16 protein-coding genes and 7 pseudogenes are annotated in these 20,783 nt (G+C 66.0%); 12 read left to right on the top strand and 11 right to left on the bottom strand.

The genetic code is table 11. The features are described from left to right. The 3 genes and pseudogenes from ABZ865_RS41710 to ABZ865_RS41700 form a co-directional block, all read left to right on the top strand. A partial coding sequence (locus tag ABZ865_RS41710; RefSeq protein ID WP_361242674.1) for a hypothetical protein occupies window positions 1-410 on the top strand: 410 nt, incomplete at its 5' end. A 259-nt stretch (window positions 411-669) separates the two neighbouring features. Further along, a complete protein-coding gene (locus ABZ865_RS41705; RefSeq protein ID WP_361242686.1) occupies window positions 670-996 on the top strand; it encodes a hypothetical protein in 327 nt (108 codons plus the stop codon). Between the two features lie 133 nt (window positions 997-1,129). Continuing rightward, window positions 1,130-1,671 (top strand): annotated as a pseudogene (locus ABZ865_RS41700) (transposase family protein); the annotation flags it as partial. Between the two features lie 65 nt (window positions 1,672-1,736). On the opposite strand, the gene ABZ865_RS41695 reads toward ABZ865_RS41700, so the two are convergent. The 7 genes and pseudogenes from ABZ865_RS41695 to ABZ865_RS41665 form a co-directional block, all read right to left on the bottom strand. Beyond that, window positions 1,737-1,835, bottom strand: coding sequence for a DUF6192 family protein (locus ABZ865_RS41695; RefSeq protein ID WP_361242683.1), 99 nt, complete (start codon window positions 1,833-1,835; stop codon window positions 1,737-1,739). Between the two features lie 91 nt (window positions 1,836-1,926). Then, window positions 1,927-2,451 (bottom strand): annotated as a pseudogene (locus ABZ865_RS41690) (DUF6192 family protein); the annotation flags it as partial. 888 nt (window positions 2,452-3,339) lie between these two features. Next, a complete protein-coding gene (locus ABZ865_RS41685; RefSeq protein WP_361242671.1) occupies window positions 3,340-3,855 on the bottom strand; it encodes an NUDIX hydrolase in 516 nt (171 codons plus the stop codon). After that, window positions 3,852-4,692: pseudogene (locus tag ABZ865_RS41680) on the bottom strand (IS5 family transposase). Before ABZ865_RS41680 ends, ABZ865_RS41685 begins: the two are co-directional and overlap by 4 nt. Before the next feature lie 69 nt (window positions 4,693-4,761). Next, a complete protein-coding gene (locus ABZ865_RS41675; protein ID WP_361242668.1) occupies window positions 4,762-5,550 on the bottom strand; it encodes a class I SAM-dependent methyltransferase in 789 nt (262 codons plus the stop codon). A 147-nt stretch (window positions 5,551-5,697) separates the two neighbouring features. Next, a pseudogene (locus ABZ865_RS41670) lies at window positions 5,698-7,113 on the bottom strand (NF041680 family putative transposase). Between the two features lie 308 nt (window positions 7,114-7,421). Beyond that, window positions 7,422-8,027, bottom strand: coding sequence for a hypothetical protein (locus ABZ865_RS41665; protein WP_361242665.1), 606 nt, complete (start codon window positions 8,025-8,027; stop codon window positions 7,422-7,424). A 524-nt stretch (window positions 8,028-8,551) separates the two neighbouring features. On the opposite strand from ABZ865_RS41665, the gene ABZ865_RS41660 reads away from it, so the two are divergent. After that, window positions 8,552-8,965, top strand: a complete 414-nt coding sequence (locus tag ABZ865_RS41660) for a DUF3592 domain-containing protein (RefSeq protein ID WP_361242662.1) — start codon at window positions 8,552-8,554, stop codon at window positions 8,963-8,965. A 53-nt stretch (window positions 8,966-9,018) separates the two neighbouring features. Here the strand turns inward: ABZ865_RS41660 and ABZ865_RS41655 are convergent. Together ABZ865_RS41655 and ABZ865_RS41650 are read right to left on the bottom strand one after the other, a co-directional pair. Further along, window positions 9,019-9,147: pseudogene (locus ABZ865_RS41655) on the bottom strand (restriction endonuclease); the annotation flags it as partial. Between the two features lie 1,070 nt (window positions 9,148-10,217). Then, window positions 10,218-10,985, bottom strand: coding sequence for a transposase (locus ABZ865_RS41650; RefSeq protein ID WP_361242659.1), 768 nt, complete (start codon window positions 10,983-10,985; stop codon window positions 10,218-10,220). A gap of 110 nt (window positions 10,986-11,095) precedes the next feature. On the opposite strand from ABZ865_RS41650, the gene ABZ865_RS41645 reads away from it, so the two are divergent. After that, entirely contained in the window at window positions 11,096-11,587 is a 492-nt protein-coding gene (locus ABZ865_RS41645) for a hypothetical protein (RefSeq protein WP_361242656.1), read from the top strand. A 41-nt stretch (window positions 11,588-11,628) separates the two neighbouring features. Here ABZ865_RS41645 and ABZ865_RS41640 read toward each other — a convergent pair whose 3' ends face one another. Further along, on the bottom strand, window positions 11,629-13,095 hold the full coding sequence (locus ABZ865_RS41640) for an NF041680 family putative transposase (RefSeq protein ID WP_361242680.1): 1,467 nt from the start codon (window positions 13,093-13,095) through the stop codon (window positions 11,629-11,631). Between the two features lie 182 nt (window positions 13,096-13,277). After that, window positions 13,278-15,380: a hypothetical protein gene (locus tag ABZ865_RS41635; RefSeq protein WP_361242653.1), complete on the bottom strand. Its 2,103-nt coding sequence runs from the start codon at window positions 15,378-15,380 to the stop codon at window positions 13,278-13,280. 615 nt (window positions 15,381-15,995) lie between these two features. Between ABZ865_RS41635 and ABZ865_RS41630 the strand changes: the two are divergent. From ABZ865_RS41630 to ABZ865_RS41600, 7 genes and pseudogenes are all read left to right on the top strand, one after another. Next, window positions 15,996-16,271, top strand: a pseudogene (locus ABZ865_RS41630) (hypothetical protein); the annotation flags it as partial. Between the two features lie 84 nt (window positions 16,272-16,355). Next, entirely contained in the window at window positions 16,356-16,658 is a 303-nt protein-coding gene (locus ABZ865_RS41625; RefSeq protein WP_361242650.1) for a hypothetical protein, read from the top strand. A 13-nt stretch (window positions 16,659-16,671) separates the two neighbouring features. Next, a pseudogene (locus ABZ865_RS41620) lies at window positions 16,672-17,250 on the top strand (UvrD-helicase domain-containing protein); the annotation flags it as partial. A gap of 570 nt (window positions 17,251-17,820) precedes the next feature. Then, a complete protein-coding gene (locus ABZ865_RS41615) occupies window positions 17,821-18,369 on the top strand; it encodes a 3'-5' exonuclease (RefSeq protein ID WP_361242677.1) in 549 nt (182 codons plus the stop codon). Window positions 18,370-18,838: 469 nt separating this feature from the next. Continuing rightward, a complete protein-coding gene (locus ABZ865_RS41610) occupies window positions 18,839-19,189 on the top strand; it encodes a CU044_2847 family protein (protein WP_361242647.1) in 351 nt (116 codons plus the stop codon). Between the two features lie 57 nt (window positions 19,190-19,246). Then, the gene (locus tag ABZ865_RS41605; protein WP_361242644.1) at window positions 19,247-20,311 is read left to right on the top strand and encodes a trypsin-like peptidase domain-containing protein; all 1,065 of its coding nucleotides are present in this window, start codon (window positions 19,247-19,249) and stop codon (window positions 20,309-20,311) included. A gap of 5 nt (window positions 20,312-20,316) precedes the next feature. Then, entirely contained in the window at window positions 20,317-20,709 is a 393-nt protein-coding gene (locus ABZ865_RS41600) for a hypothetical protein (RefSeq protein ID WP_361242641.1), read from the top strand. Window positions 20,710-20,783 lie beyond the last annotated feature (74 nt).

The following is a 20,783-nucleotide window of genomic DNA, read 5'->3' as shown; positions in this document are numbered from 1 at the left end:
CTCGCCACCAACACACCCCTAATGATCAAGGAATGTTGCGACAAGCGTTAGAACCCAAGCGTCGCTACTGGTCCACTTTTCAGCCGTCGCCGACACAGGAGATGGAAGAACACCGTCAGCGGGTCTTCTCCATCGGCATGCCGCTCGATGGCATCAGCCCAGCCACAAGACATCGACCAGCCTCGACGAGCGCGCAACCACTCGGCGAACGGACCACCGGGCGAAAGGGCGAAAGGCTCGTCGACCCCGTGAACGGACAAAGCCGTGGCATAGCCGATCAAGATGTTTTGCAAGTCCCGCAGGCACCCCTGGCGAACCCACATGGAGGGACGCAGCCGGATCTGGTCCAGGACGTCCTGGACGTCCCGGCACTGGTCAATCGGTCGCGGACTTTGCCCCTGGTCAACTGACACAGACCAGACTCTACGACCAGACGCGGTGAACCTTCCCGGTCACGGCACTAGCGAGACCAGCGGGACATGGAGCCCATACGCCGCTGACGATCACACAAGGTCACCAGCGGGCTGGATTCCCCGGGGGAACCAGCACCAGTCGAACACGCGAGCTCACCAGTACCGAGGCCGTTCAACATCAGTGGGGCCGCTGACGAGGCTCGCCCCTGGTTGAGCCGGGCGGAAGCTCTGGGGGCAGGATGTCTTCGTGCCCACCATGGTTGTTGAGATTCACGTGCCGTTGCTGCCGACGCCCGGCCTGCCGGACGGCTCCTACCCATTTCCCTGGATCGAGGAGGTCGAGGACTTCCTGTCTGATCTCGAAGACCAAGGTGACGTCGAAGTCTTCGACGAGGGAGAGGAGGACGGCGACGTCTACGTCTTCTTCGTCACCGGAGCCGGTGAGGGGGACCTTCTGGTGGTGGCGTCCCGCGTGACCACGCTGCCCGGGGTTCCCGAGGGAGCCGTTGCGGTCGTCAGCAACGACGAGGCCAAGGAGTTCGGTCTAGGACGACGGGTGGCGCTTCCACTGCCTGCCCTCTGAACACTGCGGAGCCGTCGCCCCTCTGCCCAGGGCAGTTCAGGCGCCCAGCAGCGGGGCACCGCGAGCGTGACGAAGTGAAGCTCCTGGTAGACGAGTTGGCGACCAAGACCAACTTCTCCGCCCGGAACTTCGCATGCTTGCCTACCCATCAGGACTCGATCCGTCCAGTTCAGCCCTGCGGTTCCTGGCCGGGCAGCTGACAGCCCTGCGCCGTGAACGCGGAACGCGGTGGCGCCGGCCCGGAACGGCACGGCAGGCCCTGCCGGTCCTGGCCCACCTGCGATGCGGACACACCTATGTCCAGCCGGCCACCGGGTTCGACATCAGCCTCAGCACCGTCTACCGGTACGTGAGCGAAGCCGTCGAACTGCTGGCCGCCCTCGCCGAAGCGGTACGCGCCGCCTCCCGCAAAGCCGTCGTGATCCTGGACGGAATCCTTCTGCCGATCGACCGCATCGTTGCTGACCAGCCCTTCTATTCCGGCAAACACAAGAAACACGGCATGAACGTGCAAGTACTGCCCGACCCAGCAGGCAGACTGCTGTGGGCCCCACCCACGCTGCCCGGAGCCGTTCATGACCTTCGCGCGGCCCGCGAACACGGCATTCTCGACTCCCTGGCCGAGGCTGGTATCCAAGCTGGGCCGACAAGGAATACCAAGGAACCGGCGGGACGGACCTCCAGCAGGGCGGACAGGACGGCATCGGCGTGGACGTGAGCGGGAACGCCCCGCCCCATCGCTACTCGCCCGAGCCCTTCAGCAGCTTCTGGAGCTGCTCGTCCAGGTCGACCTCGCCACGGGTGACCGCGTTCTCGATCCAGTCCGCCGACGCCCGCACCCGCGCACGGCCCCGCAGGATCGTTCTCGCGTTCGGCGTCGTCGTAGGGCTCACCGCGCAGGTTCGGCACGATCCTGCCGGCGGTGACGGTGAACTGCGTGCAGGCCGCGACCAAATCCATGAACTGGGTGTTGTGCTCCATGCGCCGCAGCTGGTCCAGCTGCGGAGCGGCTTCCTCCCGCCCGTAGTGGACCTGCTGGCGGAACTGGTCGAACTGCGCCTCGTTCACGGCATGCCTGGCGGTGTCGTCGGCCATCGCCTTCGAGGCGACCGCCGGGCGGCGCAGGAAATCGGTGGCCACCCGCGCGGCCACCTCGTCGTCAGCGGCCAGGTCGTGGATCGCGTCCACCTTCTCCTGGACGCTCTCGGGAGTGTCGACCTTCCAGCCGACGATCCGCTTCGCGCTGTCGTGCGTCCGAAGCGCCGGTCCGCCGCGTGGGTTGGGCGGGGGGTTGTTCACCGCCTCGAACCGCTCCTGCTCGCCGGGGATGGAGGCGAGGATCTTGTGGATGGTGTGGGAGACGCCCGTCCGCCGGCGTCCCTTCGGCCAGCGCGAGGCCACCCACCGGTAGTCCCGGACCGTCGGATACGCCAGGCCGACGCCCTCGGCGAACATCTGGGATCGCCTCGCTGACCGAGAACAACTCCTCGCTCCCCGACGGGTTCGCGCCTCCGTAGGAGCGCATCGGCTCGATCTCCAGGCCGGCGTCCCCGAGCTGCCACTGGACGCCGCTCATCGTCTCGACCCAGTCCCGCCCCAGCCTGACCAACTCGTCGTAGCGCTGCCGGGTCACACTGCCGACCATCCCGGTCATCCGGGCACCACCCCACGAGCACCGGGGACAACACCCCCGCGCGCCGTCAACTCACCCTGGAAACCCGTCACTTCGCACCATCCGACCGCCTCGCCCGGCAGAGAAAGGCGTACGGCCCCGGCGCCCGAAGCAGCCCCACCGGCACCGAACGCGCAGGCCGCCGGAGGGCGCGCGCCGCGTGCACCAGGCCCGTTTGCGGCAGGCGGGAGAGCAGTAGACCGCGGAGACCGGGCGGTCGCCACCGACCGTCCACACCACCCCGCACTGCGGACACGAGGCCGTCACGCCGGCCTTCACCGCCTCGGTCCGAGCCCTCGCCCGTCGCATCCGCCGCCAGTGCCGCGAACGGCACGCATCCCCGCAGAACACCGCCGCCACCCTCGCCGACGGCATCAGCCGACCACCGCACCCCCGGCACAACCGCGGCCCGCAAGCGTCATCCGTGATCACGATCAGCTTCAGCCGGGGCGCCCCGCCCCTGCCCATGCAGCCACCGTACGAAGCAAGAACAGCCGCCGGGAGCCCCACCGCTGAGTTCCTGCTCAGCTGCGACGTGGCCGCCCGCATATCCTCCATGATCTGGACCAACGGCCTCCTGAAGGCAACCGGTTGACCACAACATCACACAGGCCTTATTGGTGGTTTCACAAAGACATCGTCGGGACGGACTTGTCGTAGTCCATGGCGGGTCAGATCCAGCGGTAGTTGGTGTCGTCGAGGGTCGGCAGGAGGGCCAGGGCGGCGTCGAGCGGTGCGGTAGGAGTAGCCAGCTCGGCGAGCGGAACTGGGGGGAACAGTGCCTTGTCAGCCGTGTCCTTGTAGTGGCTCCAGGTGAGGTGGCCGGCGCCAGCGGTGTCGTCGTGCTCGACGGTGCGCAAGTGAGCGCGGGTGGAGTTGTCGATGTAGATGCGGAAGACGAGGTGAAGTTTGCGGGGTGGGGTGGAGCCGGGGCGGGTGACCATGGCGTCCTGGATCCAGGTCAGCTGCGGGACACCAGTCGCATCTGTGAGGTCCAGGCCCAGTTCTTCGTCGAGTTCCCGCTCGAGGGCCTGATGGATGGGTTCGCCGGGTTCGACGTTTCCACCCGGCAGGGTGTACTGGTCCTGGCCGTCCTTGGTGCGGTGGATTAGCGCGATCTCTTCCCCGTTGAACAGGGCTGCGGCGACGCGAATCTTGATACGGGTGAACGGCTCGGCAGAGGTCATTGAGGGGTTTCTCCTTCGGTGGGCGAGGTGCTGTGGTGTCCCTTGGACAGGCGGCGCAGGCAGTGATGCAGCACGCGAGTTGCACAAGCCCCTGGTGCAGATCAGCGCGGTGTTCGTAGCGGATCCGCAGGTGTTTGAACTGGTGGAGCCAAGCAAAGGTTCGCTCGACGACCCACCTCGTACGTCCCAGGCCGGAGCCGTGAGCGGTGCTGCGTCTGGCGATGTGAGGCTTGACACCACGGTCCCGCAGAAGCCGTCGGTACTTGTCGAAGTCGTAGCCGCGGTCGGCGAACAGGCGCTTGGGCTTGTGACGCGGACGTCCTCGCAGTCCTCGTATCCGGGGTATCGCGTCCAGCAGGGGAATGAGCTGGGTGACATCATGACGGTTCGCGCCGGTCACAGAGGCGGCCAGCGGGGTGCCGTGCCGGTCCACGATCACGTGGTGCTTGGATCCAGGGCGGCCGCGCTCGACGGGAGAGGGACCGACATGATCCCCCCTTTGAGTGCGCGAACGTGGGAGCCGTCAATCGCGCAGTCGTCCATCTCCAGCAGGCCCACTCTGCGCAGTTCTGCGAGCAGGTTCTGATGCAAGCGGGGCCATACCCCGGCTTCGGTCCAATCTCGCAATCGGCGCCAGCTGGTTACCCCAGAACAGCCCACCAGCTGGGCAGGGACTCGCCAAGCAACCCCCGTCCGCAGGACGTAGACGATGCCGCCCAAGGCAACCCGATCGGGTGTCCGAAGCCGACCAGGGTGGCGGGGCCTGCGAACAGGTGGCAGTGGCAGCAACGGAGCTATGCACTGCCAAAGTTCATCCGGAACAAGGTCTGCAGGCACAGGGCAGACCCTGCCCATCGAGATCGTCAGTTGCCACCCGCCACACCGATCTCATTCTGAAACGATCAGTTAGTCGGCCTGCAGGACGAAGAACAGGAAGCACAGGAAGCGCGGCGTGGCCGCGATGACTTCGGGGAACAGCTCGCGGGCGGCTGGATCAGGCTCTGGCTCGCTGATGACCGTTATCCGGAAACCGGCACCGGTGAACGCCGCGATCATCGCGTGCAGCGGCCTGTGCCAGATACTCATCAGCGCAGTCTGGCCGCCCATGGTCCACTCTTCGGTCCAGTTGGTGGTGTCGAAATAGTTGTAGTCGGCCTCGCGGCCGGCCTGGCGATGCATGAGGTTGATGGCAAAGGGATGGTCGACAGACGCGATCAGCCGACCGCCGGGCTTGAGTACGCGTCGCAGCTCGGCCAGCGCCGGCCCCCAGTCCTCCAGGTAGTGCAGCACCAGGGACGCGACTACATCGTCGAACGTGTCATCGGCGTAGGGAAGCGGGCTGCCCAGGTCGGCCACCTGCAGGTCCGTACCGTCGCCGAGCCGCCGGCGGGCCAGCTCCAGCATCCCGGCACTCGCGTCGAAGCCGCTCACGATGGCGCCACGGTCGCGCAACGCTGCGAACAGAGGCCCGGAACCGCAGCCGGCGTCGAGGATCCGCCGGCCGGCCACGTCTCCGGCGAGGGCCAGCATCGCGGGCCGCTCGTAGTAGGCATTGATGAGGTTGGATTCGTTTTCCGCCGTGTACGCCTCGGCGAAGCTGTTGTAGTCGTTGACCTGCGGCCGATCCCCAGTCACCGCGGACGACGAGGTGAGTCCGGTGGAACTCGCATGCTCTTGGCGCTCCTTAGAGATCATGGTGCGGGAGACGTGTGCTGCCCCAGTTCGGTTCCTGGCCGCACCTGATCGCCCTCACATCCTTGAAGATCCAACGAACCGTTCGTTGAAGCGTCACGATCACCGTTATGTCATGTCGGCCTCAGGAACAGGCACTCAGCTTGTTCTTCATGGTCTGACCAGGTCACGTTCGGCGATGGTCTCGGGCCGCCTGACGGTTTTGCCCACGTCGTAGCGGGTGGCGGGTCGTTGGTTCTTCGAGCCGGGCGGTCGGCCGGGGCCGGGCCTGTTGGGTTTCGGTGCACGAGCCGGACAGGGCAAGTTCGGCCGGAGGTTCCTGAACCCCCGGCGGACCCGGGCGGGGTGAGCCGGCCGGACTCGGCCGGCTTCTCCCAAGGGAGGCGGAGGTCCGCGGCCAGCGGCCGGGCGAGACGGAGCTGGGTGTGGGCGGAGACGACCAGCTATGTCCACCGGTCCGCCGCCTCGGGCATGCGGAGCTTCGGGCGGGTCCAGCCCAGCGTCTGCTTGATCATCCGGAAGGTGTGCTCCAGATCGAATCTGCGCAGGCACGCCTGCCAGCGTAGGTCGACGTCCTCGCCGGTCAGACCGGTAGCCGACGACCACAAGCCAGACTGGGAGTGGATCGTGGCCGCCGGGCAGGCGATCGACCTCCAGGCAGATCAACGGTCCCTCGATAACAGGGAGTTCTCCAGTGTGGTCGATCCACGCGGAGCGCGTGGTCAGGCGAGGATGGATGCGGTCCCAGGCCATTGCGCGAGCGGTGCCGTAGCGGTCGGTGACAGCCGCGGTCGTGGCATCGGGCTCGCCCCAGGTGTCGGGCCTGGCGAAGCGGAACTCCTTGCCGTGCTTCGGCGGGCGTCCGCCCTGCGGCGGCGAGATCCACGGCACCGGGACCGGCTTGCCCATCACGCGGTCCGTACGCATCCGCCCAAGGACCTCCACCGGTAGTCCTTCCAGCAGATGGGCCATGCGCGGAGCGTCGTAGCCGGCGTCGAAGACGATCAGGATGTCGCGATCGCTCGCCTTCCAGCGACCCATGTCGATGAGGTCCTCGACCACGCGGCGGACCTGGGCTGCGGTGAGCTCGGCGACATCGACGGTCGGCCCCAGCCGCAGCGCGTCCAGGATCTGGCACCACGAGGTCCGGCCCGACTCCAGCGCGGCGACGAACGAGTAGGGCCAGCCGGGCACAAGCTGGTCCGACGAACGTCCACCACGGCCGTAGACGTGGCAGAACAAGCGGTCCGCACTGCACGGCGCGTCCGGCCGGAGCCAGTGGGTGACGTCCACCGCCAGGACCAGGCGCCCGCCGGCGGCCCCGGGCTGCGGCAGCCCGGCCAGCACCTGCCGCAGCCGCGGCACATCGACGTCCCCACTGTTCAGCGCGTCGAACATCGCCCCGTGCCCGCGCGGTGCTCGGCCGTCAGCGTCAGGTCCAACCGGCGCTCTCACCGGCCCGTTCGCGCACAGCAACGCGTCGGTCAGCTCGAACAGCATGTCCCCGCGCACGGGCAGGCAGCCGAGTCGTCGTGGGGCGTCGGGCGACCAATCCGGGCAAGCCACAGCGGCAGAAGCGTGAAATCCACACCCGACGCCCCTGGGCGGGTCAACCATACGCAGGGCTCACCACGTCCCGCAGAACAACGTAGGGAAGTGTGACGCCACCGCGAACGCATCCCGCCGGGCATCGTGATGCAGCAGACTCATTCCCCCACGGCCTTCGTACCGATCCTGTGTCTCTTTGGTCGGAGCACAGGATCAGACGGAGGCCGTGCCCACGTCCCAGGAATCCACCTACGAGCGATCACGTTCGGGGCATCGTTCGATGTCAGACCATGAAGAACAAGCTGAGACGGGACGCTTGCGACTGGTCAGCGCATCCGGTGATTCCTGTCTTTCTGCCCGTGCCTCAGGGGGAGCCCCGTGCCGGCGGCTGCCGCCGTTGGGAACGGGTCACAGGCGGGGAAGAAAGCCCCTTCGGTGCACGTGGTGATGTAAGGGACACCATCGCTGGTCAGCACCTTGAGATAGATGGTGTCCGGCGAGTCCCCTCCCGGGACAACGGAGATGGCGGCGCTACAGGGGTTGGGCGGCGGGTTCTCAACGGAGAAGAAGTTGCCGAAAGTGCCTGGGGCACCCTGGCCGACGAACACCTCCGGGTCGCCGGGATTGATGAGGACATCGTACTGATTCCCGCCCACGATGATGGAGTCCCACTCCTCACACGGCCCGGTCACGCCTGTGGCCCCAGTGGCGCCTGTGGCCCCGGTGGAGCCCGTGGCCCCGGCCCCGGTCGCGCCCGTAGCGCCCGTAGAGCCCGTGGCCCCGGTGGCGCCCGTCGCGCCTGTGGCCCCGGTGGCGCCCTTGCAGTTGTGCTGGTCTCCGCCCCACCAGTCCCAAAGAGACTTCGGCTTGTCGTTCTTATCGTCCCTGCACTTGTCGCCGTCTTCCCCGCCGTAATCGGTCGTCACGGTCACGCGTGCGGCACCGTTGCTCTGCGCAGCTGCCGCGGCCGGGCTGACCGCACCGGCCGCCAAGACGAGGGCAAGCGAGGCGATCGTGCCGCCGCTGATCCACTTGGCTCGACGGGGCAGCGGTCCCAACCAGGACGCTGTCCTGCACTCAGGACTCATCCACTTGCTCCTTACGATCGGCTCGGCTCTCCAAGTCCGAAACCCGAGGCGATCTTGACCCGCACGCAGCCGTTCGATTGCCCCGCTCATTCGGAACGTGCCGACAATCAGCAACTCGGAGCAATCGGTTCATCCGAACGGAGAAGCTGTGGACCAATCCAAGCTCAGGGCTGCAAGGCGCCTCGCTGCTTGACGCTGACGGCGGGCGACCGCTTGACCTCACGCGGATGCCCCCGCTGTCGGTTCGGCCGGGGTCCAGGCGCAGGCGCTGCCCCAGCTCTCCCGCCGCCCGCCCTGACGCAACCCCGCCACAGTGCTGCGGTGGGTGCTGCTGTGCGTGGAGGACGGGGAAGGGGTAACTTCCCTGCGTGGGTGACACGGTGGTGAAGTGGCTGCTGCTCGTCCTGTCGGTCGGGTTGGCTGTGGGAGCGGGGAGGTCCGCGTACCGGCACTACCGGCTGTCCTGGCACGGTGTGTGGACGACGGTGGTGGTGTCCGACGCGGACGAGCACGTCGACGGCGACGGGGTGTCCCACTTCCACCCCCGACTGCTGTTCACGCCGGAAGGGGGCGACGGTCCGGTGTCCGTGCGTGCGGCAGGCAGCAAGTCTTACCCGCTGTCGCTTCCGATGGAGGTCAGGGTCCGATACGACCCGGCACGTCCGACGTGGGTGAAAGTCGAGGGCTTCACCGAGGAGAACGGCTTCGTTGGGACGGCCGTGTCGGCGGCGATCGGGGTGGTGGGCGTCGTCTGGCTCACGGTCCTCCTCCTCCGCGGCTGAGCATCCGCTCGTACGGTGACTGCATGCGCAGGGACGAGGTGCCTCGGCTGCGCCTGGTCGCCGGCGCGGCCGACCTGCCGCGCATGGAAACCGTCTCTGATCAGCAGGTCCCGCAGCGCGTACTCGAACCGCCGGTCGTCCATGGCATCGAACTCCTCCAGCGTGATCCGCAGCCGGGCCAGCAGCACCGCTCGCGGCGGCGATGGCGGCCGTTCGCGCATCGTCGTCGTCGAGCATCCTGGCCCGAATGCCGTCGGGCAGGCGGCGGTTGAACGCCAGGGCACGGCGGACCTTCGGCTGCGGGTCTCGGGCCAGCAGTTCGTAGACCTCGTGTGACAACGGCCCCGGGACGGGACGCCCGTGCACGCCGACGGTGGTGAAGTACTCGGCACCTTCCGCCAGCCGGCCACGCACCCGCGCGTCGACGTCTCGGGCGAGGACGATCTGGACCGCGGCTGGGAGACTCGGATTCGCAGCCAGCTCCGACCGCAGAATCGCATCCCCGTCGCCGGCAAGGACCACCGCGGCCAGCGCGGGCAGGTCACGGCGCCGTGCGAGCTCCGTTCGATCGATGCTCGCCGCCGCGAGGCAACAAGAACCTCCGCTGGTGCGCAGGGGTTGCTTGCCAGGCCGCGCAGTAACACGGCCAGGCTCCGCTGCATGATCACAAGACGTTCGAAGGGTGCGGGCACCGACGTATGGTGCCAGGCCGCCTGCCGGTCCGGTGCCGAACGTGACCGACGGTATCGACCACCACCAGGCTCCCTAACGAGACCAGCGGAACATGGAGCCCATGCGCCTCTGGCCATCACACAAGGTCACCAGCGGGCTGGATTCCCCGGGGAACCAGCGCCAGTCGAACACGCGAGCTCACCAGTACCGAGGCCGTTCAGCATCAGTGGGGCCGCTGACGAGGCTCGCCCCTGGTTGAGCCGGGCGGAAACTCTGGGGGCTTCGACGCCGGCCGTCGGCGCCAGCACGACGTCCTCCGTTGATCCGGGCCTTGAGCCCTCAAAGAAGACTGACGTGTGCTGACGCTCGCAGTCGGCGTCGAGAGCAATCACTTGATCACCGATGATGATCGTGGTCCAAGCCCCCTGCGGGGACTACCTCTTACGTGCTCGGGAGCCACCAGCTCCGATCAAGACCGAGGGCCCCGCAGGTCGCTGGGGTCATGAACGGCTAAAGGCTGTCCCGTAAGTGATCTTCGATTTGGGCGTGAGCGAGGTTCGATGCGGTACGAACTCCTCGCCTATCCAGCGAGGGCGAGGTTGTGCAGGCGTGCGATGCCGAGCAGCGCGTGGTGGACGCCGTCGCCCTTGAGGCGGCAATCGCGGAGGACCTTCCAGCACTTCATCCGGGCGAAGGTGTGCTCGACGCGGGCGCGAACCCGTTTGTGAGAGCGGTTGTTCTCCTCCTGCCAGGCCGGGAGCTCTCGCCCTTTCTCGCGGCGGTGCGGGATGACCAGGCCGGTGCCTTGGTAGCCGCCGTCAGCGATCGTCATCGTGGCGCCGACGGCGGCACTGGCACCAGATTCCTCCCAGCCCCGGGAGTGGTGTCGGTTGCCGGGCAACGGCCAGCCGATCACGACGACCAGACGGGTGTCAGCGTCGATGACGACCTGGTGGGCGGTGGAGTAGCGGTAGTTCTTGGACTGCTCGGCGATCGTGCGGTCGCGGGTGGGCACGAGGGTGCCGTCCACGATGAGCACGGTGTCCTTGCGGAACCGCTGGCGTGGCTGGAGGGCCAGTAGCGGGCCAAGATGGTCGATGATCCGATCGGCCGCCGACTTCGAGACGCCGAACAGCGGCGCGAGCTGCCGCATTGTCAAGTTCGTGCGCCAGTAGGCCGTGACCAGCAGGATGCGATCCTCCAGCGACAGACTCCAGGGCCGGCCGCGCTGTCGATCTGCGGCCTGCTCGCGTCGTACTGCGGCTACCAACTTGCCGAAGCAGCGCGGGCTCAGCCCTGTGAAGGGGCCTATCCAGGACGGCACCGACGCCGTGATCACACCAGCCACGCCGTGATCGTTTCACTCTGGGCGAGGTCGCTGAGCGACAAGCGGGGTTCACGGATCAGCGACCAGCGTCCATCTACCTCTCGGCGTGGGATCCGCCCAGAATGCTGCCCATGGGCGACGAAGAGCGGAACCAAACAGAGGCACCGACATTCCTGTCGGCAGCAGCCGAGGTGGCTCGGCTGCTGGACCTGGACGACGCGGCGAGCGTGCCGGAAGACCGACGCGCGCGACACCTGGCCCATGCGGCGCGCAAGCCACTACTCGAACGCGCCAGCCTGTTCGAGGAGTTCTTCGCACCCTTGATGGCTGCTGCCGTCTATGACCCTGACCCCAGTTTCTGCCGTTGGTTCATCGAGCCCGCGCTCTACGCATACGGGCGCCGGCGAGTCACGGCGGCCCTGCTCAACTATGCGCTGACGGGCACGGACGCGGAGCAAGCGGGCGCCAAGCGGGCCTGGTACTGCGCCCACTTGCCGCTGCGTGCCGACCGGTCACCGGCCTACGCGCCCAGTGGGAGTCGCGATCCGGCTCTCGACGACTCCCACGACGTGGTGGATAAGTGGCTGCAGTGCACCACCTCACCCGACCGCAACGGATCCTGATCCCGCGCCCGCGGTTACGGGACAAGCTTTAATCTTGTCTTTTAACCAGTTCGGCGTGGTTTTGTGCCCACCTTGTGGTGGGCAGGTCGGCTGAACGCCTCGCCGGTGGCGAGGACTCTGCCCACGTCGTGACGGGTGGCGGGACGGCGGTTTTTCGAACCCGGTGGCCGACCAGGGCCGGGACGGGAGGGTTTCGGTGCACCGGCGGGTGAGCCGGCCTTCCCGCACAGGTTCCTGAACCCTCTGCGGACGCGGGCGGGTGTCAGTTTGTTCGGCTCGGTCGGCTTCTCCCAAGGCCTGCGGAGGTCGGCGGCCAGGGGCCGGGCGAGCCGGAGCTGGGCATAGGCGGCGATCACCAGCCAGGTCCACCGGTCGGCCGCTTCCGAGCTGCGGAGCCGGGGCTTGGTCCAGCCGAGGGTCTGCTTGAACAGGCGAAATGTGTGCTCGATGTCGAAGCGTCGCAGGAAGGACTGCCAGCAGCGGTCGACGTGCGCTTCGGTGGCGCCGGTGCGCGACCACCACAGCCAGACTGGCTTGTTGACCCCGCCGCTGGGCAGCTTTTCCACGACCAGGCGGATGACGGTGCCTTCGATGACGGGCAGCGGCCCGTTGTGGTCGAGCCATGCGGCCCGGCGGGTCAGCCGAGGGTGCAGCCGGTCCCATGCCTGCGCGGTCGCCTTCCCATAGAGCCGGGTGTCCGTGGCCGTGACGGCCTGCTCGGTGCCCCAGGTTGTGGAGTCGCCGAAGACGAACTCGCCGCCGTGCTTGGGCGGTCGGCCGCCCTTGGGGTTGGCGAGGTGGAACTCTTCGCGGGAGGGTGTCGGACGCCGCATCACGCGATCGGACCGGAGCCGGCCGAGGATCTCGACGGGCAGCTCGTCCAGCAGGTGGGCGATGCGCGGAGCGTCGTATCCCGCGTCCAGTACGACCAGGACCTCCGGATCGCCCGGCCGCCACTGGCCGGCGGCGACCAGCCGCTCGACGACCTCGCGGATCTGCACCGTGGTCACCGCGGCGACGTCGGCGCCGGGCTCCAGACGGACCACGTCCAGCACCGCAGTCCAGGACGTGCGGCCGGTCTCCAGCGCAGCCACCACCGAATACGGCCAGCCGGGCACCATCTGATGCTTTCCCTCGCCCCGGCCGAAGGTGTGGCAAAAGGCCCGGTCAGCACACGTGTTGGCGTCCGGCCGCAGCCACGGCGAGACATCCACCGCCAGCACGAGCCGGCCGTCCGCCGCCCTCGGCAACGGCACCCCGGCCAGGGCCCGACGCAGCCGGGCGACGTCGATCCGGCCCTGGTTGAGTCCGCCGTACAGAGCTCCATGTCCACGGCGGTGTTCAGGCGCGAGCGCGAGGTCAACCAGCGTCCGCACCGGCCCGTCCGTGCACAACAGCGCGTCGCATAACTCGAACAACGCGTCGCCCCGTGCGGTCAGACACGAGTACAGCTCCGACCGGAAGTGTGACACTTCCGCGAACGCACCCCGCAGGACGCCCTGATGCACCAGACTCACGACCACGGCCTTCGTGCTGATCCACTCTGTGACGGAGCAAAGGATCAGGCTGAGGCCGCCTGCGTGTCCGCTGAACTGCGAAAACGCTGATCAAGTTCGAGCTGCGTTCGACGCCGGTCGTTAAATGACAAGCTCAGGTTGAGCAACCTGCTAGGTCCTCCAGAAGTACGGCTCTATTTCTTGAACCAGTTCGACTGGGGGAAATAGTGATTGGCGTCGCGGTTGGGGTACCCCCAAAAGCAGTAGCTGCACACCTCTGCTCTGTGTGCCCCCAGTTCGGAGAAGGGGAAGCCGAGGTCGTCGACGTATACCATCCTGAGTTCGGCCTGCTTTTTTTCAGCTCGTTCGATTCGTTGACGCAAGGCCAAGCATCGAGCCGAGGATGCGGTCCGGTGCAGCTTGGGTTTGACTTCCCGGCGCCACAGAAAATTGCGACTGGGATCCAAAAAGCGCGCCGTATAGGGCGGCCATGTCACGAAGGAATGGTGACGGTCGAGGAAATCCTTCACTTTGAGCACGTCATTGACTCCGAATAGGAGTCCAGTCAGGCTCGCCCGGTTCAGAAAGATTCGGGCTTGAACTTGGTACTGATCGACCAGGTATAGCTCTGGCGTCAAGTGGTCAAGCGTGAGGGTTCGGTGAGTGTGGTAGGGCCCTTCCGAACGGGCGACCTCGGCGCCCGTGTCGGCACGCCGAACGATGAGTTGCACGCTGCAGTCGTCGGCCAGGCCAGCCATGGTGTTGCTGAGTCCCACGGAGAAAACGTAGGGTTCGGGACTCCCTCCTGCCAAAGATGCGGTTATCGACCCGAACTCCAACTCGGTTGCACTGCCGAAACGAAGCCGGTTCGCGACGTCGATCATCCCTAGGTCTATTCCATCTGGACTGACCTTAATGCGGCCTGTGCCCGTGGTCACCGTGCCCGTGATTGTCGACTGTCGACTGGATTCAAAATGATATCCCGCTGCCAAACTCATGCCCTGCCCGAGGGCGAGCTCGGCTTTGGCCTCGGTATTGGAGACGACGGAGGGGAGGATGTCGCCGATGACCACGCCCGCGCCTAGAGCCACCAGTGGTTCTACCATCGGAAAAGCCATTGTTAGGCCGAGACCTACTACTGCGACCATGATGTCGACCCACCAGGGAACGTCTATCTCGGCTTTTCCTACGTAGATCGCCCACCAGTCGGGCACTGCGACAGTATCTTCACTGCCCTCGGTGACGAGGAACGGCTGAAGGAAAATCCGTCCGTTTATATCTCCAGCGATCCGATGACGAACAGTAAACTCAAAACACAGACCGAGTTCACGACCACGCAATGGCTTATCGAATAGTCGTGGCCGCATGGAGACGGAGATAATCTTTATGTCAGGGCGGATCGGTGTGCCCGAGATCTGACGTGAAACGTCGGCGACGATACCGGTCAGCACGTCGCTATTGACCAAAACGGCGATATCGAATCGATGCGTCTTGGGGCCGCACGGGATGAGAATCGGCCTGTCACTTGACCGCGGCCATTTGTAAACGGCCCCCTCGCCGACCTGTTGCCCCAAGTCGATCAGTGAGGCGTCTTGGCCTGCCGAGAGCCCAGCGAAGTCAATTCCAAGTGCGACTGCACCGTCCAGTACGCGCACTGCAACCCGAGATATGGACGCGCGAATGGTAAACCACTCGAAGACGGAAAAATTGGCCTCCGGGAATTTGCCTGCCTGTGTGTGTTCAAGGTTGCGCGGAAAGAGCCGCTCGGAGAGTCGAATCGGCCCGAAGCCGCGAAGCGCAGTATTCATCGCGGCGCGGATCGCTGGTGAGCGCAAGGCATCCACCACAAACTGTGGAATGCCCGACCCCTCAAGGACGGTCACAGTGATGTTGTTCACGGATGAGCCACCGGGCAGCCATCGCAGAAATAGTCCTTCGGAGGCGACCTCCACGTCTACGCCCACGTCCGCGTCGGCCGACAGCCGAACTTTCCAAGTCTGATCCAGGTCGACGGGGCCCGCGAGATCCGTATTAGCAGCTACATACACAACTGCACTCGTGGTGACGTTGACCGTGTTGGCGGGGTTTGCCTGCAAGTGCAGCGTGGGCCGTTCCTCAAGGAAGGCCACTCCTGTCAGCCTTGCGGTACCGCCACCGACCACAGGAACCGCGGTGGGTAGCGAGAAGAGTCGGCTGAAACTGAGCGGTTCCTGGTCTGCGATGGCCGCCCAGAGTTTCTGATTGAGATACGCCTCGTCCACGGTTGCGGCAACGGCGAATCCGCCATGTCGAGTCATGAAATCCCCCATTAAGTCTGAGGGAGCCCGGCGATCAGACCCAGGTTAACGCGGCTATCGCCACCGTAGACTTCCCGCTAACGCGGGCTAGTTCTTTCTTACGTCCCAGGTGTGCCACATGGGGCCCTAACGAACCTGTAACAACCACCGGGCTCATCTGTCACCATACTCGCATTCTCGAAGCATGCACTTTGAGCAGCCGGGTCTGATACAGGTGGCCACCGAAGGCCGCGGCGATACAGCAGGCCCGGCGCAGGACCTGTGCTGCTGAGTTGAGACGTCGAACACCTCCCTCAACGGCACGGGTGCTCTGTCCGTTGCACACCCTGCCCTTCACGCTGCCCCGTCAACCAATCAGTAGCCACGCTGAAAACGCTCACTGAGATAACAGCACCATCGCCCACGTCCAGCGGCGCAGGGCCAGCTTCACGAACAGCGAGGCGTACGTCTCGGAGACCCGGTCGAGCGGGACCGATGCACGAGCAGCGCCATGCTGGCGTCGCCCATCAGCGACGTTCCGGCCGCGAACCCATAGCGTCCTCTGGCCTCGATTGCCCCATGCGAGCCAAGTTCCGCTTCGAACTACGCCAGGAATCTGCGAACCCGCGCACTTCGGTGTACGACTCCCTCGGTCTCCAGCGGGCCCGGGTCCGCAGCATCGCGCTGCGTGCTGACACTCTTCGTCCCGCCGACCGAGCCACTCGGCAGCTCACTCTCGACGCCGGCGACGACAAACCCCTTGCGATCGAAGCCGTCGCCGATCGCGCCCGCGCCCGTTACGGGCGTCAGGTGCTCTACCCCGCTGCCCTCGCCACCAGTCCGCGTGGCCCGTCATTCCGGGGGCACGGAGGCGGTCGCCTGGGGGACGGGCGTGGACGTCGTGGGACGTGAGTTCTCCAGACGCTCCTGACGTGTCTCAGTGCCTGCGCACGGATACCGCTGCCAGTTCCTCTAGGTTTCTGCGACCATCGGCGAATGGCCGACAGCAGGGATCGTTCAGCGCTTCGCACACTGGTCGGCGAGGTGGTCGCGGGTCTTGGCAGTCTGACGCACCGGGAGCTGAATCCGGCCTTCGAACAGCTGGGAATGCCACCTGTCCCTGATGATGCCGGGAGCAAGCGCGAGCGGATCGAGCTGAGTCTCGGGCAGGTATCCGACGCTGAGCTGCCACAGGTCACGCGACGCATCCTGGAACAGAGCCCCGTCCATGTGAGTCCGTCGCGCCGCTACCAGCTCGAGGACCTGCTGTGGGCAGAGGACGCACCGCCCGAGACTTGACGACGCCCGCCGGGCGATTCTGGCCAGCACCGGGCATGTACTGATCGAGGGCGGTCCCGGCTGCGGCAAGACCACCATTGCCTTGCTGAAGGCCCTCAACACCTTGGAGGATCTGCAGGACGAGCAGCGCGTGCTGTTCCTGAGCTTCTCCCGCGCGGCGGTGCGGCAGATCAATGACCGGATGAGCGGACTGTTCAACCGGTCCGCGCGCACCAGGCTGGAAGTCCGCACCTTCCACGCCTTCTTCCTCGAACTCGTCCGCAGCCACGGGCGGCTGCTGACCGGACGGCCCTCGTCGTTCATCACCCCCGACCGGGAACGGGAACTGCGCGCCGACTTCGGCGGCGTCAAGGAGACCTGGCTGGCCGAATGCCGGCGGATGGCTGGCGAAGAGGGCCGGTACGTGTTCGACCTGCTGGCCGACACCGCCGCGACCCTGCTGGAGGGCAGCACCGCGGTGCGCGCCCTGTACAGCAGTATCTATCCGCTGGTCATCGTGGACGAGTTCCAGGACACGAACGTGGATCAGTGGCGGGCCGTCAGGGCGCTGAGCCAGACATCCACAGTGATCTGCCTGGCCGACCCCGACCAGCGCATCTTCGGGCACCTGCCCGGCGTCGACGAGGAACGCATCGCACACGCCGTCGCCCACCTGGCCCCGGCTTGCTTCGACCTGTCGCAGGACAACTATCGCAGCCCCGAGGGAGGGCTGCTCGGCTACGCCAACGCCGTCCTGCGCAACGCCCCCTCCCCCGTCCCCACCGCTGTTAGAAACCTCACTTACGCACAGCGGTGGGGAGCCATTCCTGCCGAGGTCCGTACCCATCAGGCCGTGATCGCCCTGCGTGACCACCTTCGTTCGGAACTCGGGCGCGAACCCACACTCGCGGTCCTGGCCACCACCAACAGCCTTGTCGGCCGGGTCTCCGAGACCATAAGCGTGGAGAACGTGACGGCACGCGGCGTGCTGCCGCCCGTCGACCACGATCTGCACTGGGACCCTGAACTTACCGCAGCAGCTGGCTTCGTCGTCGCCTCACTGCTGGAGTGGCCCGCCTTGCCTCGCCCTGACGCCCTTACCAAGACCCTGCGAGCTGTGGGCGACTTTTACCGCACCAAGTTCACGCAAGGCACCACCGGTGCCCGGACCAAGATCCAGACCATGGAACGGGCCGTCGCCGCCCTCGCCGCCGGAAAGCCGATGCGTGGCAAGACGGCGCCAGCACTCGCCGCCGCCTACGACGCCGGCCTGGAACTCATCGGTCAGCCCGTGGCTGACTGGCATACGGCCAGGGCTCTTTTGCAGGGCTCCAAAGAACTCGAGGAACTCTTCAAACAGGTGCGGATGCTTCGTCTGCTCAACGCTACCGACGCCCTTGCCCTCGCTCTGACCGATGCCTGGGACGGAGCAACCGCCTACACCGACGCGGCCGCAGCCGTGCGCCGCGCCCTGGCCAACGACCAGCTCACTGCACCCGAGCAGAACACAGCCGCAGTCAGTCTCATGAGCATGCACCGCTCCAAAGGCAAAGAGTTCGACGGCGTGATCATCATCAAAGGCGCCTACCACAGCCGCCTCCTGGACCCGGAATGGGACTCCGAACGCACCCAGAACAACCGTCGGCTGCTACGCGTAGCCATCACCCGTGCCCGCCACATGGTCGTCTTCGTCCGCCCTCAAGACGCATACCCTCTAACACCTGTGCCATAGGCGGCTGTTTGGCATACGCGCATGGCTACCGGGCGCTCTTCCTCGCAAACGGCGCGGCATTGTGCTGGTTGCCGCCAAGTTCCTATGGGCTCCGTACGAAATTCATGGCGCACCTAATTTGTTGACAAGCGCACAGGTCAAGGGGGTTTTCCGTTGTGAGTTCAACCTCGTGTCGATAGCGTCCTCGAGATGTGTAGTCGCAATGCACGACATAATATGAGTGTTGCACATGAGCTCCTCGTCGAGGTGAACGAGGGACGATCAATCGGGTGCCGGGCAACATTCCGGGCGACGCCGTCGTAGGGCGAGTTACACCGCTGGAGCTGTGCCATTTACGTGCAGCTGACGTCTCACCGCTGGTCGTAGGCCAAAGGATATTCTGCTGCGGGATTCCAGGACTGGACCGATTCCCTTTGTTGGTGGCTGCACGCAGAGGAAGGGCGTGCGCGGAAAGATTGGAGGAGGAAATTTGACACCTCTGACTCGGATTCCGCTGGAGGGCGGGGGGTTCATCCTGGTCGAGGAGACGGGCGCTGCGCTGGAAGGGCCGGTCAAGGCCGGACGCATCAGCGATGCCATCCACGAGCTGCCGGTGACGTTGCAAGGTGCTCTGGAACCGGTCACAGAGGCGGCGCGCGTCACACTCGACCAATTGCGCAAGGCGTGCCCTGACGAAGTCGCGGTTGAGTTCGGTGTCGACCTCGCAGCCGAGGCCGGGGCTGTAATCACCAAGAGCCAAGCCAGTTGCCATCTAAAGGTGACCCTGTCGTGGACGATGGACGACGCCGGTCATCCTCACGGAGCCGAGAGTCGAGGCTGACTCGTGGGGCGCTCTGAGTTGCCAAGTGGCTGTATCGCGCCGGACCTGGCGGCTGCTGTGGCACAGGTCCTGGGACCGGACGGGAAGGTGGCCGGGGCGGGTTTTCTGGTGGCCGAGGGCGTCCTGGTCACCTGTGCGCATGTCATCCAGGGTGCAGGGGGTGGGCCGGGTTCGACGGTGCATGTGGCCTTCCCGCACATGGAGGGGATGCCCCGCGTCGAGGGAGTTGTCCTGAGGGATTTGTGGCGTGCCCCGGAGGACGAGGACGTGGCTGTCGTCCGGCTCAGCGACATGCCGGCGGGTGTGAGGGAATTGCCGTTGGGTTCCGCGGCGGGGTGCCGAGGTCATCGAGTGCGTTCGTTCGGGTTTCCCGTTCAGGCGCCGCCGAAGGGGCACTTCGGTTTCGGTGAGGCTGGCGATCTGCTGCCGACCTCTGGGGGTCGGGGCGCACTTCTGCAGTTGACATCTGCCAATGACCTGACGACCGGGTTCAGTGGCGGGCCGGTCCTTGATGAGATGACCGGCCTGGTCATCGGCATGCTGACGGAGATCACGGCCCCCGATGCGTACGAACGGGGGCAGGGGATCGCCTACGTCACTCCTGGAGAGGTGCTGCGGCAGATCGTGCCGGAACTGGTCTTGCAGGACGTGTGCCCCTACCAGGGACTGGAGGCGTTCACTGCGGAGTCGGCGCGGTGGTTCGAAGGCCGCAAAGAAGCGGAGCGGCAAGTCGTTGGCAACCTGGCCAGGCAACAGCGGCTGACGCTGCTACTGGGACCCTCCGGCTCGGGCAAGTCCTCCCTGATCCAGGCCGGTGTGCTGCGTGCGCTGGCGGCCGGTGCCCTGCCGGGCAGTGACCGATGGCTTCCCTGCCTTGTCCGGCCAAGGCAGAATCTGCTGGCCGAGATCGAGCGCGCCGGACTGCCCGGGGCGGCCACGGATGGGATTGCCAAAGCAGTCAGCCGCAAACTCGCAGCCAGCCCCGGCTATCAGCGCGTCCTGCTGATCGTCGACCAGTTCGAAGAGCTTTTCACCCAGCCTGCCAGCGGCCGGCAGTACAGCCGCCAGGCCGCCATGGACGAGATCACCGCAGCGGCCGCTCCGACGCCGAGCTCAGCGTGATCCTGGTGACGCGCGACGACTTCTACCCCCAGCTGGCCGCTGTGGCCCCCAAGCTGCTGGACGTCGCGATGCCAGGGCTGCTCAATGTGCCGGGCACCCTGAGCCAGGAGGATCTGCACGACATCATCACTCTGCCCGCTCAGGATGTGGGGCTCCACTTGCAGCCTGGACTGCCGGAGCAGATCATCACCGATGTATTGGCTATCACTCCCGAGGCAGCCGCATCCCGGCAGGCGCCAGTCACCGTGCTGCCCTTGTTGGAGCTGACACTCAGCCAGCTGTGGCTTCGGCGGCAGGACGGGTACCTCACCCACAGGGCCTACCAACGCATCGGCGCGGTAAGCGGAAGCCTGACCACGTGGTGTGACAACGTCCTAAGACGTCATCTCATTTGGTGAGTCTGCGGTAGCAGATGAGGGTGCAAGCGATGCTGGTGAAGGCCAGGAAGTGGTCGGCTTTGCGCTCGTAGCGG

This window comes from Streptomyces sp. NPDC047085 (genome assembly GCF_040643735.1).
Taxonomy (GTDB): Bacteria; Actinomycetota; Actinomycetes; order Streptomycetales; family Streptomycetaceae; genus Streptomyces.
Note: the sequence above shows the minus strand (reverse complement) of the source record. Positions and strands in the feature narration are given on the sequence as shown.

What these genes read in the sequence shown, in the direction of transcription:
- ABZ865_RS41705 (WP_361242686.1), top strand. Translation starts at nt 670, where the DNA reads ATGGTTGTTGAGATTCACGTGCCGTTGCTGCCGACGCCCGGCCTGCCG.
- ABZ865_RS41685 (WP_361242671.1), bottom strand. Translation starts at nt 3,855, where the DNA reads ATGACCTCTGCCGAGCCGTTCACCCGTATCAAGATTCGCGTCGCCGCA.
- ABZ865_RS41675 (WP_361242668.1), bottom strand. Translation starts at nt 5,550, where the DNA reads ATGATCTCTAAGGAGCGCCAAGAGCATGCGAGTTCCACCGGACTCACC.
- ABZ865_RS41645 (WP_361242656.1), top strand. Translation starts at nt 11,096, where the DNA reads ATGGGCGACGAAGAGCGGAACCAAACAGAGGCACCGACATTCCTGTCG.
- ABZ865_RS41635 (WP_361242653.1), bottom strand. Translation starts at nt 15,380, where the DNA reads ATGACTCGACATGGCGGATTCGCCGTTGCCGCAACCGTGGACGAGGCG.
- ABZ865_RS41625 (WP_361242650.1), top strand. Translation starts at nt 16,356, where the DNA reads ATGGCCGACAGCAGGGATCGTTCAGCGCTTCGCACACTGGTCGGCGAG.
- ABZ865_RS41615 (WP_361242677.1), top strand. Translation starts at nt 17,821, where the DNA reads ATGGAACGGGCCGTCGCCGCCCTCGCCGCCGGAAAGCCGATGCGTGGC.